The following is a 15,520-nucleotide window of genomic DNA, read 5'->3' on the forward strand; positions in this document are numbered from 1 at the left end:
CCCGACCGGCCTGAACGGCCTCGGGGGGGGGGGGGGGGCGGGGGGGGGGGGGGGGGGGGGGGGGGGGGGGGGGGGGGCCCCGGCCCCCCCCCCCCCCCCCGGGGGGGGGCCGGGGCGGGGGGGGGGGCCCCCCCCCCCCCCCCCCCCCCCACCCCCCTTCGCTCACTTCCGGCGGGACAGCGCCAGCGTGCGGCGGGCGCCCGCCACGACCGCCGCGTCCACGAAGCGGCCGTCGGGCAGGGCCTGGGCGCCCGGCTCGGTGGCCGCGGCCTTGACGATGAGCTCGGCGGTCTCGACCTCGGCAGGGGTCGGGAGATAGGCGTGTTCGATCACCGGGAGCTGGCGGGGGTGGATGGCCGCGCGGCCGAGGAAGCCCAGGGTGCGCCCGTGGGCGCAGGAGGCGGCCAGGCCTTCGAGGTCCCGGATGTCCGGGTAGATCGACTGCGTGGGCGGCGCGAGGCCGGCGGCCCGGGCGGCGACCACGATCCGGGCGCGGGCCCAGTCCAGGCCCGCGTCCTCCCGTACGCCCAGGTCGGCCCGTAGATCCGCCTCCCCCAGCCCGATGCCGCGCACCGCCGGGTGGGCCGCGGCGATGGCGAAGGCGTGTTCGACACCGAGGGCGGTTTCCAGGAGGGCGTACAGGGGGATCGCGCCCCCCTCGGAGGGGGCCGAGCGTTCCGCGACCCGGATGACATCGGCCGGGGAGGTCACCTTGGGCAGCCGGAGGCCGGAGAGGCCCGGGAGCGGGGCGAGCGTCCTCAGGTCGGCCTCGGCGAGGGGACCGCCCAGCGCGTTCACGCGGACGTGGACCGGGACCGGGGAAGGGTCCGAGAGCAACTCGGCGGTGGCGGCGCGGGCGTACTTCTTGCGGTGCGGGGCGACCGCGTCCTCCAGGTCGATCAGGACGACGTCCGCGCCGGAGACGAGGGCCTTGGCCACCACCTCCGGGTGGTCTCCGGGGGCGTAGAGCCAGGTGAGCGGGAGGGCCGGGATCCTCATAGGGCGCCTTCCGATCTGAGGGTGGTGATCTCGGCCTCGGACAGGCCGAGTTCGGTGAGGACGGCGTTCGTGTCGGCGCCGTGGGGGCGGCCCGTCCAGCGGATCGCGCCGGGGGTGGCGGAGAGCCGGAAGAGCACGTTCTGCATGCGCAGGGGGCCGAGTTCGGGGTCGGTGACGGTGGTGATCGTGTCCAGGGCCGCGTACTGCGGGTCCTCCATCACATCCCGTACGTCCTGGACCGGGGCCACCGCCGCCTCCGCCTTCTCGAAGGCGTCCAGGACCTCGGCGCGGCGGTGGCGGGCGATCCAGGTGCCCACCGCCTCGTCCAGGACGTCCGCGTGGCGGGCCCGGTCGGCGCCCGTCGCGAACCACGGTTCCTCGATCAGCTCCGGGCGTCCGACCAGCCGCATCAGCCGCTCGGCGATCGACTGGGCGGAGGTCGAGACGGCGACCCAGGAGCCGTCCGCGGTGCGGTAGGTGTTGCGGGGCGCGTTGTTCGCGGAGCGGTTGCCGGTGCGGGGCTGGACGTAACCCAACTGGTCGTACCAGACCGGCTGGGGGCCGAGCACGGTGAGGATCGGCTCGATGATCGCCATGTCGACCACCTGGCCGCGGTCCGAGGCGTCGCGGGCGCGGAGCGCGGCCATGACGGCGTACGCCGTCGCCAGGCCCGCGATCGAGTCGGCCAGGCCGAAGGGCGGGAGGGTCGGCGGGGAGTCCGGTTCGCCGGTGATCGCCGCGAAGCCGCTCATCGCCTCGGCGAGGGTGCCGAAGCCGGGGCGGTGCGCGTACGGGCCGAACTGGCCGAAGGCGGTCACGCGGGCGAGGACGAGGCGGGGGTTGGCGGCCGACAGCTCCGCCCAGCCCAGGTCCCACTTCTCCAGGGTGCCGGGCCGGAAGTTCTCGATGATCACGTCGGCGGTGGCGGCGAGGCGCAGGAGGGTGGCGCGGCCGCCGGCCCGGGACAGGTCGAGGGTGATGGTGCGTTTGTTGCGGCCGAGGAGTTTCCACCACAGGCCGACGCCGTCCTTCGACGGGCCGTGGCCCCGGGACGGGTCGGGCTTGGCCGGGTGCTCGACCTTGACGACCTCCGCGCCGAAGTCGCCGAGCATGGTGGCGGCGAGCGGTCCGGCGAACAGGGTGGCGAGGTCGAGGACGCGCAGCCCGGTGAGCGGGCCGTGTTCCGTCCCCGCCTCCGATCCCGGATGCCCGCTCATGAGGTGTGCCCGGTGTTCGAGGAGGCCTGGGCGTCGATCTCGGAGCGGTACGGCATCGAGGACGAGGCGCCGGCGCGCTGCACCGACAGGGACGCGGCCGTCGACGCCCACGCGAGGGCGGCGCGCATCGGCCGGCCCTCGGCGAGTGCGACCGCGAGTGTGCCGACGAAGGTGTCGCCCGCGCCGGTCGAGTCCACGGCGGTGACCCGGGGCGCGGGCACGGTGAGGGGTTCGGCGCCGCGGGCCGCGTACAGACTGCCCGCCGCGCCCAGGGTGACCACGACTTCCGGTACCTGGTCCAGCAGGGCGGTGGCCGCGTCGCGGGGGTCGGTGACGCCGGTGAGTGCGGCGGCCTCGTGCTCGTTGGGCACCAACAGGTCGATCAGGGCGAGGAGTTCGGGCGGCAGGGACTGTACGGGGGAGGGGGTCAGGATGGTCCGGACGCCGTGGCGGCGCGCGGCCTCGGCGCCCGCGAGGACGGCGGCCAGCGGGATCTCCAGCTGGAGCAGCAGCGCGTCGGCGCCCGCGATGAGGACCTCGTCGCCGGGGGCGAGGTGGTCGACGGTGGCGTTGGCGCCGGGGACGACGACGATCGCGTTGCCGCCCTCGTCGTCCACGACGATGTGCGCGGTGCCGGACGGGCCCTCGGTGGTGCGCAGGTGGTCGGTGTCCACGCCCGAGTGCTCCAGGGTCGTACGGAGCTGGGAGCCGAAGGCGTCGGCGCCCACCGCGCCGATCATCGAGACGTCGGAGCCCGCGTGGGCAGCGGCCACCGCCTGGCCCGCGCCCTTGCCGCCGGGGATCGTACGGAACTCCCGTCCCGTCACGGTCTCTCCGCGCTGCGGGGCCTTCGCGACGTAGGCGACGAGGTCCATGTTCGTGCTGCCGAGCACGGCGATATGGGTCATGGGTGACGGGTCTCCCGGTGTGTGAGCTGGTGGGTCAGCCGGTGGGTCAGCTGGGCGAGGGCGTCGAAGCCAATGCCGTCGAAGTCGGCGACGGAGGTGGCGAGGCGGTTCTTGAGAGGGGTGGTCCAGCGGTCGGGGAGGGCTGCGGGGGCGCCGGTGAGCAGGCCCGCGACGCTGCCCGCCGTGGCGCCGTTGGAGTCGGTGTCCCAGCCACCGGACACCGCGCGGCAGATGGAGCCGGAGAAGTCGCCGTCCGCGTGGGTGAGGGCGGCGGCGATCAGGGCGGTGTTGGGGAGGGCGTGGACCCAGTGGTAGGCGCGGTGGGTGGTGTGCAGTGCGTCGACGACCGTGTCGAAGTCCTCGGTGGTGCGGGCGAGGTGCACGGCGTGGCGGATCGCCTCGGCCAGCCGGGAGGCGGGGGGCACGACGGTGAGGCCGGTGCGCAGGCAGGCGTGGATGTCGCCGTGGCCGGTGGCCGCCTCGGCGATGGTGGCCGCCGTGAACATCGCGGCGTACACGCCGTTCGCGGTGTGGGTGAGGGTGGCGTCCCGGTGGGCCGCTTCCGCGGCGGCGGCCGGATCGCCCGGGTTGGTCCAGCCGTGGACGTCGGCGCGGATCAGGGCGCCGATCCATTCACGGAAGGGGTTGCGGTGGTGGGCGGTGTGCGGGGGTTCGATGCCGGTGAGGAGGTTGCGGTAGGCGACGCGCTCGGCGGTGAACGTGCGGCCCGCGGGGAGTTCGTCCAGCCAGAGGCGGGCCACGTCGGCGGTCGTGAAGTCCCTGCCGTACCGCTGGAGCAACAGGAGGTTCAGGAGGGGGTAGTTGAGGTCGTCGTCCTCGGGCATGCCGTCGATGTTCTCGGCGAGGGAGGTGGGGGCGGAGCGTCTGTTCCAGGGGTGGGCCCGGAGGAGGCCGTCGGGTACGTCCCGGGCGGTGAACCAGGTGTGCAGGGGCCAGTTTCCGGCGGCCCGAGCCAACTGGCGGATGCCGGCCAGGGGGAGCTTCTCCACCGGTTTGCCGAGCAGACAACCGACCGCTCTACCGAGCCAGGCGGCTTCCAGGTGGGCCTGGGTGGGGGCTGGGGTGGGCGCGGGTCGGGCGGGCCAGTTCGGGCAGTGGGCCTTGATCTGCCCCAGGTCTGTCGGCTCTGTGTCCGCCAACTCGGCTGGCAGCTCCGCCAGTTCGTCCAGGAGGTCTTCCGCCAGCGCGCGCAGGTGCCGCGAGGCCGGAGCCGGGGACGCGCCCGCGCGCGGTGGGGCCTCCGGACCGCCCGCCGCGTGCCAGCGGGCGGCGATCGTCTCCGGCGCGCGGCCGTCCTGATACGCCTGGGCGAGTTCGTGGCCGAGGAGGTCCTCCGGTTGGACCCAGGTCAGTCGGAGCATCGCTGGGTCCCCGTCAGCTCGGCGTACGCGGACTCGTGGGCGCGGCGACGGCCCACGTCACGAGCGAAGATCTCGCGGGTCACCCCGGTGAAGGTGGCCGCCGGGGCGTGCAGGTCGAGGCGGCTGGACTCGGCGACCGTCTTGGCCCAGTCGTGGGGGACCTCGGAGCCGAGGGCACCGGCGAGGGCGCCGGACATGGTGGCGATGGAGTCGCAGTCGCGGCCGTAGTTCACCGAGCCGAGGACCGCGTGCCGGTAGTCGCCGCCGGACACCACCAACATGCCCAGGGCGACGGGGAGTTCCTCGATCGCGTGGAGGCGGGAGGGGCGGCGGGCGGCGAGGGAGGGGGAGCGGTAGTCGGGGCCGACCGTGTCGTAGGGGGTCACCGCCTCGCGGAGCGGGGTCAGCGCCGACTCGAAGTCCGTGTGCCGGGCGGCGACTTCGCAGACCGCCTCGATCGCCGCCCGGGTGCCGTCCTTCGCCAGGGACAGGCAGGCCGCGACGACCGAGTCCGGGCTCGCCCCGGGCGCGCACGCCGCCGCCACCCCCGCCGCGAAGACACCCGCCGCCTCCCGCCCGTACGACGACTGGTGGGCGCCCGCGACGTCGAGCGCCTCGGCGTACGCGCCCGCCGGGTTGGCCGCGTTGACCAGGCCGACCGGCGCCATGTACATCGCGGCGCCGCAGTTGACGATGTTGCCGGTGCCGGCCTCCCGGGGGTCCACATGGCCGTAGTGGAGGCGGGCCACCAGCCACTTCTCCGCGAGGAAGATCCGCTGGAGGGGAATGGCCTCGGCCTCCAGTTCCGGGATCCAGCGCGGACCCGTCATGAGGTCGGGGACCAGATGCTCGGCGACGGCGTACGCGTCGAGGTGGTCGCGGACGGTGGCGTACACGCGCACCAGCGCGTGGGTCATCAGGGTGTCGTCGGTGACGTGTCCGTCGCCCTTGTGGTACGGGGCGATGGGGCGGGCGGTGCGCCAGGCGTCGCCGTTCCAGGGGCCGACGATGCCGTGGATCCGGCCGCCGTGCCGGTCGACGATCTGCTCGGGGGTGTAGCCCTCGACGGGGCCGCCGAGCGCGTCGCCGACGGCGGCTCCGACGAGGGCTCCGGTGATGCGTTCGTCGAGGGTTCCCGTTCCTTCTCCTTTGGGCGTCATGCCCGAATCATCCCTCTGGGGTGGCCAGTTCCGTCGCTTCCAGGAGGTCGGCGAGTCCGATCAGGTCCGTGCCCGTGAGCCGGGGCAGCGCGCAGCCGGACAGGATGCGGCAGGCGTCGCGCCAGGAGGCCGGGATCGCGACGCCGCCGCCCAGCGCGCCGGTGAGCGCGCCCGCGAGGGCCGGGGCCGAGTCCGCGACCCGGGACAGACAGGCGGCGGCGGGCACCGCCTCCGCGATCCGGCCCCGTGCGGCGGTGGCCAGGGCGAGGGCGACCGGCACGGTCTCCGCCGCCGCGATGCCGTAGCTGTAGACGTGGTCGACGATCTGGTGCTCCAGGAGGGGGACCAGGGCGAAGGTGTCCTCGCTGGCGCGGGCGAGCCGCAGTGCGTGCCGGGCGTTGCGGCCGATCTCCGTCGACTCGGGGAGTTCGGCGAGGGCGGCGTCCGCGCAGGCGTCGACGCCGGCCCCGGCGAGGGCGAGCGCGAGGGCCGCGGCCATCGCGCGGGCGCCGTGCACCCCGTCGCCGTCCTGGGTGTAGCGGGCGTCGAACTCGGCGAGTTCCGCGGCGAGTCGGGGGTCGCCCGGGTGCGCCACGGCGAGCACACAGGCCCGTACGCAGGCCGCGTCGTCGAAGTAGTGCGGGTTGTCGTGGCCGGTGGCGGGCGGGCGCAGCCCGGTGGCGAGGTTGCCCAGGCCCGCCCGTACGGAGATCCGGGCGCGCAGGGGGAGCAGCGCGGACTCGACCTCGGGGGCGCGCTCGGCGGCGGCGGCGACCTCGCTGGCGACGGCGTTCCAGGACAGGTCGATGGACGCCCGCATCCGGCGTTCCCGGCTCAGGTCGCCGAGCGCGCTGCGGTCTCCGGCGCGCAGCACGGCCTCCGCCGCGAACGCCGCCCATTCCGCGTCGTCCGACGGGCCGAGCCGCAGGGGTTCCGGCGGCTGGTTCAGCGCGATGGGTACGGGCAGGGTCGTCGTCGCGTTCTGCTCCGCGAAGGTGTCCAGCTCGCGGGTCAGGCGCCGGGTCCACTCGGGCATCCGGGCCGCGCGGTGCCGGCCGGCGGGCCAGCCGGCGGCGTCGCCCGCGGCCAGCCCGAGCAGGAGGCCCTCGATCCGGCGGGGGTGCGGGGCGCGTACGGGGGCGGCGCCCCGCTCCGTACGGGGATCCGCATCCCTCGAGAGGGAGTCCCCGGTGTCGGACGTCGAGGGTGAGTCCTCGATGTCGGAGATCGAGAGCGATCCCCCGGCTTCCGGTGCCGAGGCCGATCCCGTGCCGGGATCGTCGCCCACCAGGCCGGGTCTCATGGCTGCACCTCGTCATCGTCGTAGGCAAGGATGTAATCGCTGGTGAGCGCGTACGGGTCGGGGGGTGGAGGTTCCGTGCTCCCGGTCCCCCACTTCCCGTCGTCCCCTGCTGTGAGCAGTTCCGCCACGTCCAGTACGTGGTGTCCCGCCATGGAGGGCAGGCAGCTGCCGCGTGCCGGGCCGATCGCCGCCGCCCAGTCCGCCGGGATCGCGGCCGCGCCCCGGGTCGCCCCGGCCAGCGCGCCCGCCACCGCGGCCGTGGTGTCGGCGTCGCGGCCCATGTTGACGGCGGTGAGGACGGACTCGGTGAAGTCGCCGTCGGCGGCGGCGTACGCGCCGAAGGCGAGGGCGACGGCCTCCGGGGCCAGGTCCGTCCAGGGATAGCCGCCGATGACGACCGCCGAGCGCACCGCCCGCTCCCCGCGGTGGGCGACGGCCACCGCCCGGCGCAGGGAGCGGGCCGTCCAGGAGTCGTCCGGGATCACGGCGAGCGCGGAGGCGACCACCGCGATCGTGGCCGCGCCCGCCATCGCCGCCGCGACCCCCGCCGCGACCGCCTGGCCGCCGTAGATGCCCTCGCCCTCGTGGCTCACCGAGCCGTCGATCGCCACCAGCCGGGCCGCCTCCGCGGGGCGGCCCGCGGCGAAGACGCCGAAGGGCGCCGCGCGCATCGCCAGACCGTCGCTCCAGGCGTGCCGGTGCTGGGCCGAGATGGGGGCCACGAGTCCCCGGCGCAGGTTCTCCAGGGTGCCGCGCTCGCTGAAGCCGGCGCCCCGGAACGGTCCCTCGTCGCGGTCGGCGATCCACTGGTGCCAGGCCGCCTCGACATGCGTCACGGTGAGCGCCGAACCGTGCCGGGCCAGCAGCAGCCCCGAGAAGATCGCGTACTCCGTGTCGTCCGTCCCGGCCGGGTGCTCGGCGACGTACCCCGTGATCCGTCCCCATTTCGCGCGGATCTGCGACGGCCTCATGTTCTCGGCGGGCGCGCCCAGCGCGTCCCCGACGGCGAGACCCAGCAGCGCGCCGCGGGCCCGCTCGCGCAGAGCGGCCGAGTCCCCGGGGGCCGGGACGGAGGGAATGCAGGCGATGGAAGCCATACGGTGCCTCTCCTCTCAGGGCGCAGAGCCCTTTGGGGATGTGTCCCACGGGAGGGGGCGGGGAGAGCCGTCCGGGGCTCCTCATTCACCCGGTCGACATCTGTGCATGATCCATCACGGATGAGCGCTTGAGGGTAAAGCCGCAGGTTAGCCCAGCCTTTCCTTGCTGGCGGAGAAGAAATTCCAGGCGTACTTTCATGGTTGTCGAAAAGTAGAAACAGTCCAACCGAAGGATTCCTGGGGGACCGGTATGTCCATCATCGAGACCGAAGCGACCCTGCACGAGGCGCACCGCGACAACCACACCCACCGGGACGTGAACGGCGGATGGCTGCGCCCGGCCGTGTTCGGCGCGATGGACGGGCTCGTGTCCAACCTCGCCCTGATGACCGGTGTCGCCGGCGGGTCCGTCTCCCACCAGACGATCGTCATCACCGGACTCGCGGGCCTGGCCGCCGGCGCCTTCTCCATGGCGGCGGGCGAGTACACCTCCGTCGCCTCGCAGCGCGAACTCGTCCAGGCCGAGCTCGACGTCGAGCGCCGTGAGCTGAGAAAGCATCCGCAGGACGAGGAGCGCGAGCTCGCCGCGCTGTACGAGTCGCGCGGCGTCGATTCCGCACTCGCCCGCGAAGTGGCCAAGCAGCTCTCGCGCGACCCCGAGCAGGCCCTGGAGATACACGCCCGCGAAGAGCTCGGCATCGACCCGGGCGACCTGCCCTCCCCGGTCGTCGCCGCCGTGTCGAGCTTCGGGTCCTTCGCCCTGGGCGCCCTGCTCCCCGTACTGCCGTACCTGCTCGGCGCGACCGTCCTGTGGCCCGCGCTGCTGCTCGCGCTGATCGGGCTCTTCGCGTGCGGCGCGCTCGTGGCCCGGGTGACGGCCCGGACCTGGTGGTACAGCGGAATCCGGCAGCTCGCGCTCGGGGGTGCCGCGGCGGGTGTGACGTACGCCCTGGGCAGCCTGTTCGGTACCGCCGTAGGATGATGACTCGCGCACTTATGCAAGGGACTGTATAAGTAGCCGTTACTCCCTGGTTTCGATCGCTTAACCACTGGGAATGAGCCGTAAGCGCTGCGGGCAATGAGGCCTGCGCCGCGTCAGTGCGGTGGGTGACGTTGCCCGCCGCACCTCGGGCCCACGGACATCGATCTGTCCGCTTAGGCCCCCTTAACTCCACCGTCGTGCGAGGTACCCCCACGCCACCCCTGGGTGTCCGCATGTTGGAACGTAGTATCCGGTTCGCGAGAACCGCTCCATCATGTAACCTGCACGAAATTTTGCACCCCCAGCAGAGGGCCAACGTCGTCCCTCGGCACATGCTCCCCCAGACGCCTTGTAGGCCTGGGAGGTGCCCCCAGCCACGACGACGACGGGAGAGCCGATGCGTTCGCCGCGCCAGCCGTCCCAGCACTCCACGAATGGCCAGAACTGGTCCTTCATGGATGCTCGCCCTGCTGCGCAGGGTATGTACGACCCCCGCAACGAGCACGACGCCTGTGGCGTCGGCTTCGTGGCCACCCTCACCGGTGAGGCGAGCTACGCGCTGGTCGAGCAGGCGCTCACCGTGCTGCGCAACCTGGAGCACCGGGGTGCCACCGGCGCCGAGCCCGACTCGGGCGACGGCGCGGGCATCCTGTCCCAGGTCCCCGACGCGTTCCTCCGTGAGGTGGCCGGATTCGAGCTGCCCGCGGCCGGCGCGTACGCGGTCGGCATCGCCTTCCTGCCCGAGGACGGCATCGAGGATGTCGTCTCACGGATCGAGACGATCGCCGCCGACGAGGACCTGACCGTCCTCGGCTGGCGCGAGGTCCCGGTCGCCCCCGAACTGCTCGGCGCCACCGCCCGCTCCACGATGCCCGCCTTCCGCCAGATCTTCGTCTCGGACGGCGTCTCGACCGGCATCGAGCTGGACCGCAAGGCGTTCGTGCTGCGCAAGCGCGCCGAGCGCGAGGCCGGCGTGTACTTCCCGTCGCTCTCCGCGCGCACCATCGTCTACAAGGGCATGCTGACCACCGGCCAGCTGGAGCCCTTCTTCCCGGACCTGTCCGACCGCCGCTTCGCCTCCGCGATCGCGCTCGTGCACTCCCGGTTCTCCACCAACACCTTCCCGAGCTGGCCGCTCGCCCACCCGTACCGCTTCGTCGCGCACAACGGCGAGATCAACACGGTCAAGGGCAACCGCAACTGGATGCAGGCGCGTGAGTCCCAGCTGGTCTCCGACCTCTTCGGAGACAAGGGTCTGGAGCGGGTCTTCCCGATCTGTACGCCCGACGCGTCCGACTCCGCCTCCTTCGACGAGGTGCTCGAGCTCCTCCACCTCGGCGGCCGCTCCCTCCCGCACTCCGTGCTGATGATGATCCCGGAGGCGTGGGAGAACCACGACTCCATGGATCCGGCCCGCCGCGCCTTCTACCAGTTCCACTCCACGATGATGGAGCCCTGGGACGGCCCGGCCTGTGTCACCTTCACCGACGGCACCCAGGTCGGCGCGGTCCTCGACCGCAACGGTCTGCGCCCCGGTCGCTACTGGGTCACCGACGAGGGTCTCGTCGTCCTCGGCTCCGAGGTCGGCGTCCTCGACATCGACCCCGCGAAGGTCGTCCGCAAGGGCCGCCTCCAGCCCGGCAAGATGTTCCTCGTCGACACCGCCGAGCACCGCATCATCGAGGACGACGAGATCAAGGCCACCCTCGTCGCCGACAAGCCGTACGCGGAGTGGCTGGAAGCCGGCGAGATCGAGCTCTCCGACCTCCCCGAGCGCGAGCACATCGTGCACACCCACGCCTCGGTCACCCGCCGCCAGCAGACCTTCGGCTACACCGAGGAAGAGCTGCGCATCATCCTCGCGCCGATGGCCAACACCGGCGGTGAGCCGCTGGGCTCCATGGGCACGGACTCGCCGATCGCGGCCCTCTCCGCCCGCCCGCGCCTGCTCTTCGACTACTTCACCCAGCTGTTCGCGCAGGTCACCAACCCGCCGCTGGACGCGATCCGCGAGGAGCTCGTCACGTCGCTGCGCTCCTCGCTGGGCCCGCAGGGCAACCTGCTGGAGCCCACGGCCGCGTCCTGCCGTAGCGTCACCCTGCCCTTCCCGGTGATCGACAACGACGAGCTGGCCAAGCTCATCCACATCAACGCCGACGGCGACATGCCGGGCATGAAGGCCGCGACCCTGTCCGGTCTCTACCGGGTCGGCGGCGGTGGCGACTCCCTCGCCGCGCGGATCGAGGAGATCTGCACGGAGGCCGACGCCGCCATTGAGAACGGCGCCCGTCTGATCGTCCTGTCGGACCGCCACTCCGACGCCGAGCACGCGCCGATTCCCTCGCTGCTGCTCACCGCGGCCGTCCACCACCACCTCATCCGCACCAAGCAGCGCACCCAGGTGGGCCTGCTGGTCGAGGCGGGCGACGTCCGCGAGGTCCACCACGTGGCCCTCCTCATCGGCTTCGGCGCCGCCGCGGTCAACCCGTACCTGGCGATGGAGTCGGTCGAGGACCTGGTCCGCGCCGGCACCTTCCTGACCGGCATCGAGGCCGAGCAGGCCATCCGCAACCTGATCTACGCGCTCGGCAAGGGCGTCCTCAAGGTCATGTCCAAGATGGGCATCTCCACCGTCGCCTCCTACCGCGGCGCCCAGGTCTTCGAGGCCGTCGGCCTCGACCGGGCCTTCGTCGAGAAGTACTTCAACGGCACCGCCACCAAGATCGGCGGCGCCGGTCTCGACGTCATCGCCAAGGAGGTCGCGGCGCGGCACGCCAAGGCCTACCCGGCCTCCGGCATCGCCCCGGCGCACCGGGCCCTCGACATAGGCGGCGAGTACCAGTGGCGCCGCGAGGGCGAGCCGCACCTCTTCGACCCGGAGACGGTCTTCCGCCTCCAGCACTCGACGCGCTCCGGCAGCTACGACATCTTCAAGAAGTACACCGGCAGGGTGAACGAGCAGTCCGAGCGCCTGATGACGCTCCGCGGCCTGTTCGGCTTCAAGTCCGACCGGCAGCCGATCTCGATCGACGAGGTCGAGCCGGTGAGCGAGATCGTCAAGCGCTTCTCCACCGGCGCCATGTCGTACGGCTCCATCTCCAAGGAGGCGCACGAGACCCTCGCCATCGCCATGAACCAGCTGGGCGGCAAGTCCAACACCGGTGAGGGCGGCGAGGACGCGGACCGGCTCTACGACCCGGCGCGCCGCTCGTCGATCAAGCAGGTCGCCTCCGGCCGCTTCGGCGTCACGTCGGAGTACCTGGTCAACGCGGACGACATCCAGATCAAGATGGCGCAGGGTGCCAAGCCCGGCGAGGGCGGCCAGCTGCCCGGCCACAAGGTCTACCCCTGGGTCGCCAAGACCCGGCACAGCACTCCGGGCGTGGGCCTGATCTCCCCGCCCCCGCACCACGACATCTACTCCATCGAGGACCTGGCCCAGCTGATCCACGACCTCAAGAACGCGAACCCGCAGGCGCGGATTCACGTGAAGCTGGTCTCCGAGGTCGGTGTCGGCACGGTCGCCGCGGGTGTCTCCAAGGCGCACGCGGACGTAGTGCTCATCTCCGGCCACGACGGCGGTACGGGCGCCTCCCCGCTGACCTCCCTGAAGCACGCGGGCGGTCCCTGGGAGCTCGGCCTCGCCGAGACCCAGCAGACGCTGCTGCTCAACGGGCTGCGTGACCGTATCGTCGTGCAGACCGACGGCCAGCTGAAGACCGGCCGTGACGTCGTCATCGCCGCGCTGCTCGGTGCCGAGGAGTTCGGTTTCGCGACCGCGCCGCTCGTCGTCTCCGGCTGCGTCATGATGCGCGTCTGCCACCTGGACACCTGCCCGGTCGGCATCGCCACCCAGAACCCGGTGCTGCGCGACCGCTTCGCCGGCAAGGCCGAGTACGTCGTGAACTTCTTCAAGTTCATCGCCGAAGAGGTCCGCGAGATCCTCGCCGAGCTGGGCTTCCGCACGATCGAGGAGGCCGTCGGCCACGCCGAGAACCTCGACGTGGAGCGGGCGATCACCCACTGGAAGGCGCAGGGCCTGGACCTGTCTCCGCTCTTCCACGTGCCCGAGCTGCCCGAGGGCGCGGTGCGCCACCAGGTCGTCGCGCAGGACCACGGTCTGGAGAAGGCGCTCGACAACGAGCTGATCAAGCTCGCCGCCGACGCGCTGGCCGCGAACACCCAGGTCGACGCCCAGCCGGTGCGCGCCCAGGTCGCGATCCGCAACATCAACCGCACGGTCGGCACCATGCTCGGCAACGAGGTGACGAAGAAGTTCGGGGGCGGGGGCCTGCCCGACGACACCATCGACATCACCTTCACCGGCTCCGCGGGCCAGTCCTTCGGCGCCTTCCTGCCGCGCGGTGTCACGCTGCGCCTGGAGGGCGACGCCAACGACTACGTCGGCAAGGGTCTCTCCGGCGGCCGGGTGATCGTCCGTCCCGACCGGGGCGCCGACCACCTCGCCGAGTACTCGACCATCGCGGGCAACACCATCGCGTACGGCGCGACGGGCGGCGAGCTCTTCCTGCGCGGCCGCACCGGCGAGCGCTTCTGCGTCCGCAACTCCGGCGCGACGGTGGTCTCCGAGGGCGTGGGCGACCACGGCTGCGAGTACATGACCGGCGGCCGCGCGGTCGTCCTCGGCGAGACGGGCCGCAACTTCGCGGCCGGCATGTCCGGCGGCATCGCGTACGTCGTCGACCTGGACCGCGACAACGTCAACGCCGGCAACGTGGGCGCCGTCGAGGCGCTCGACGACACCGACAAGCAGTGGCTGCACGACGTGGTGCGCCGCCACCAGGAGGAGACCGGCTCGACCGTCGCCGAGAAGCTCCTGGCGGAGTGGGACACTGCGGTGGACCGCTTCAGCAAGATCATCCCCAGCACGTACAAGGCAGTGCTCGCCGCCAAGGACGCCGCCGAGCGAGCCGGACTCCCCGAGTCCGAGATCACCGAGAAGATGATGGAGGCGGCGACCAATGGCTGATCCCAAGGGCTTCCTGAACCACGGCCGCGAGGTCGCCAGGACCCGCCCCGTCGAGGAGCGCGTCAAGGACTGGAACGAGGTCTACGTTCCGGGCTCGCTGCTCCCGATCATCTCCAAGCAGGCCAGCCGTTGCATGGACTGCGGGATCCCGTTCTGTCACAACGGCTGTCCGCTGGGGAACCTGATCCCCGAGTGGAACGACTACGCCTACCGCGAGGACTGGCAGGCCGCGTCCGAGCGTCTGCACGCCACGAACAACTTCCCGGAGTTCACGGGCCGCCTGTGCCCCGCTCCCTGCGAGTCGGCGTGTGTCCTCGGCATCAACCAGCCCGCCGTGACCATCAAGAACGTCGAGGTCTCGATCATCGACAAGGCGTGGGACACGGGCGACGTCGCCCCGCGGATCCCCGAGCGCCTGTCGGGCAAGACCGTCGCGGTCATCGGCTCGGGCCCGGCGGGCCTGGCCGCCGCCCAGCAGCTCACCCGGGCGGGCCACACGGTCGCCGTGTACGAGCGTGCCGACCGCGTCGGCGGCCTGCTGCGCTACGGCATCCCCGAGTTCAAGATGGAGAAGCGGCACATCAACCGCCGCATCGAGCAGATGCGCGCGGAGGGCACCCGCTTCCGCACCGGCATCGAGATCGGCCGCGACCTCAAGGCGACGGACCTGCGCAAGCGGTACGACGCCGTGGTCATCGCCGCCGGTGCGACGACCGCGCGTGACCTCCCGGTCCCCGGCCGCGAGCTCCAGGGCATCCACCAGGCCATGGAGTACCTGCCGCTGGCCAACAAGGTGCAGGAGGGCGACTACGTGGCGCCCCCGATCACGGCCGAGGGCAAGCACGTCGTGGTCATCGGCGGCGGCGACACCGGCGCGGACTGCGTGGGCACCGCCCACCGCCAGGGCGCGGCCTCGGTCACGCAGCTGGAGATCATGCCGCGACCGGGCGAGGAGCGGAACCCGGGCCAGCCCTGGCCGACGTTCCCGATGCTCTACAAGGTCACCTCCGCGCACGAGGAGGGCGGCGACCGCGTCTACTCGGTCTCCACCACCCACTTCGAGGGCGACGAGGACGGCAACGTCCAGTGGCTGCACCTCGCCGAGGTCGAGTTCGTCGACGGCAAGCTGAACCAGAAGCCGGGCACGGAGCGCAAGATCCCCGCCCAGCTGGTGACGCTGGCCATGGGCTTCACCGGCACCGATGTCGAGAACGGCGTGGTCTCGCAGTTCGGCCTGGAACTCGACGCGCGCGGCAACATCGCCCGCGACGCCGAGTTCGCGACCAACGTGCCGGGCGTGTACGTCGCCGGTGACGCCGGCCGAGGCCAGTCGTTGATCGTCTGGGCCATCGCGGAGGGCCGCTCGGCCGCCCGCGGGGTCGACCGCTTCCTGACCGGCGCCAGCGATCTGCCGGCCCCGATCCGCCCGACGGACCGCTCGCTGATGGTCTGACGCTCCACCCCGACAAACGTCCCGTACAA

10 protein-coding genes are annotated in these 15,520 nt (G+C 72.5%); 3 read left to right on the forward strand and 7 right to left on the reverse strand.

The genetic code is table 11. From position 1 onward, the window contains the following. Positions 1-162: 162 nt before the first annotated feature. The 7 genes from ACIQTP_RS22175 to ACIQTP_RS22205 are packed head-to-tail and all read right to left on the reverse strand — an operon-like array spanning position 163 to position 8,066. A complete protein-coding gene (locus ACIQTP_RS22175) occupies positions 163-999 on the reverse strand; it encodes an HpcH/HpaI aldolase/citrate lyase family protein (protein WP_403402038.1) in 837 nt (278 codons plus the stop codon). Beyond that, a complete protein-coding gene (locus ACIQTP_RS22180) occupies positions 996-2,216 on the reverse strand; it encodes a CaiB/BaiF CoA transferase family protein (protein ID WP_403402040.1) in 1,221 nt (406 codons plus the stop codon). The genes ACIQTP_RS22175 and ACIQTP_RS22180 overlap by 4 nt, the downstream gene beginning before the upstream one ends. Next, positions 2,213-3,124, reverse strand: a complete 912-nt coding sequence (rbsK, locus tag ACIQTP_RS22185; RefSeq protein WP_403402042.1) for a ribokinase — start codon at positions 3,122-3,124, stop codon at positions 2,213-2,215. Before rbsK ends, ACIQTP_RS22180 begins: the two co-directional genes overlap by 4 nt. Continuing rightward, positions 3,121-4,506 (reverse strand): ADP-ribosylglycohydrolase family protein, encoded by a 1,386-nt coding sequence (locus ACIQTP_RS22190; RefSeq protein WP_403402043.1) that lies wholly within the window; start codon positions 4,504-4,506, stop codon positions 3,121-3,123. The genes rbsK and ACIQTP_RS22190 overlap by 4 nt, the downstream gene beginning before the upstream one ends. Continuing rightward, the gene (locus tag ACIQTP_RS22195; protein ID WP_403402045.1) at positions 4,494-5,666 is read right to left on the reverse strand and encodes an ADP-ribosylglycohydrolase family protein; all 1,173 of its coding nucleotides are present in this window, start codon (positions 5,664-5,666) and stop codon (positions 4,494-4,496) included. Before ACIQTP_RS22195 ends, ACIQTP_RS22190 begins: the two co-directional genes overlap by 13 nt. 7 nt (positions 5,667-5,673) lie before the next feature. After that, on the reverse strand, positions 5,674-6,969 hold the full coding sequence (locus ACIQTP_RS22200; protein ID WP_403402047.1) for an ADP-ribosylglycohydrolase family protein: 1,296 nt from the start codon (positions 6,967-6,969) through the stop codon (positions 5,674-5,676). Next, a complete protein-coding gene (locus ACIQTP_RS22205; RefSeq protein WP_403402049.1) occupies positions 6,966-8,066 on the reverse strand; it encodes an ADP-ribosylglycohydrolase family protein in 1,101 nt (366 codons plus the stop codon). Before ACIQTP_RS22205 ends, ACIQTP_RS22200 begins: the two co-directional genes overlap by 4 nt. Before the next feature lie 250 nt (positions 8,067-8,316). Between ACIQTP_RS22205 and ACIQTP_RS22210 the strand changes: the two genes are divergently transcribed. From ACIQTP_RS22210 to ACIQTP_RS22220, 3 genes are all read left to right on the forward strand, one after another. Continuing rightward, positions 8,317-9,048 carry a VIT1/CCC1 transporter family protein gene (locus ACIQTP_RS22210; RefSeq protein WP_403402051.1) on the forward strand — a complete coding sequence of 244 codons (732 nt, stop codon included), beginning with the start codon at positions 8,317-8,319 and terminating at the stop codon, positions 9,046-9,048. A 397-nt stretch (positions 9,049-9,445) separates the two neighbouring features. Beyond that, positions 9,446-14,038 carry a glutamate synthase large subunit gene (gene gltB / locus ACIQTP_RS22215; protein WP_403402053.1) on the forward strand — a complete coding sequence of 1,531 codons (4,593 nt, stop codon included), beginning with the start codon at positions 9,446-9,448 and terminating at the stop codon, positions 14,036-14,038. After that, the gene (locus tag ACIQTP_RS22220; protein ID WP_403402055.1) at positions 14,031-15,491 is read left to right on the forward strand and encodes a glutamate synthase subunit beta; all 1,461 of its coding nucleotides are present in this window, start codon (positions 14,031-14,033) and stop codon (positions 15,489-15,491) included. Before gltB ends, ACIQTP_RS22220 begins: the two co-directional genes overlap by 8 nt. Positions 15,492-15,520: the final 29 nt, after the last annotated feature.

It is taken from the genome of Streptomyces sp. NPDC090798 (genome assembly GCF_044768965.1).
Taxonomy (GTDB): domain Bacteria; phylum Actinomycetota; class Actinomycetes; order Streptomycetales; family Streptomycetaceae; genus Streptomyces.

Coding starts and splice junctions, on each gene's coding strand:
- ACIQTP_RS22175 (WP_403402038.1), bottom strand. CDS start 999: ATGAGGATCCCGGCCCTCCCGCTCACCTGGCTCTACGCCCCCGGAGAC.
- ACIQTP_RS22180 (WP_403402040.1), bottom strand. CDS start 2,216: ATGAGCGGGCATCCGGGATCGGAGGCGGGGACGGAACACGGCCCGCTC.
- rbsK (WP_403402042.1), bottom strand. CDS start 3,124: ATGACCCATATCGCCGTGCTCGGCAGCACGAACATGGACCTCGTCGCC.
- ACIQTP_RS22190 (WP_403402043.1), bottom strand. CDS start 4,506: ATGCTCCGACTGACCTGGGTCCAACCGGAGGACCTCCTCGGCCACGAA.
- ACIQTP_RS22195 (WP_403402045.1), bottom strand. CDS start 5,666: ATGACGCCCAAAGGAGAAGGAACGGGAACCCTCGACGAACGCATCACC.
- ACIQTP_RS22200 (WP_403402047.1), bottom strand. CDS start 6,969: ATGAGACCCGGCCTGGTGGGCGACGATCCCGGCACGGGATCGGCCTCG.
- ACIQTP_RS22205 (WP_403402049.1), bottom strand. CDS start 8,066: ATGGCTTCCATCGCCTGCATTCCCTCCGTCCCGGCCCCCGGGGACTCG.
- ACIQTP_RS22210 (WP_403402051.1), top strand. CDS start 8,317: ATGTCCATCATCGAGACCGAAGCGACCCTGCACGAGGCGCACCGCGAC.
- gltB (WP_403402053.1), top strand. CDS start 9,446: ATGCGTTCGCCGCGCCAGCCGTCCCAGCACTCCACGAATGGCCAGAAC.
- ACIQTP_RS22220 (WP_403402055.1), top strand. CDS start 14,031: ATGGCTGATCCCAAGGGCTTCCTGAACCACGGCCGCGAGGTCGCCAGG.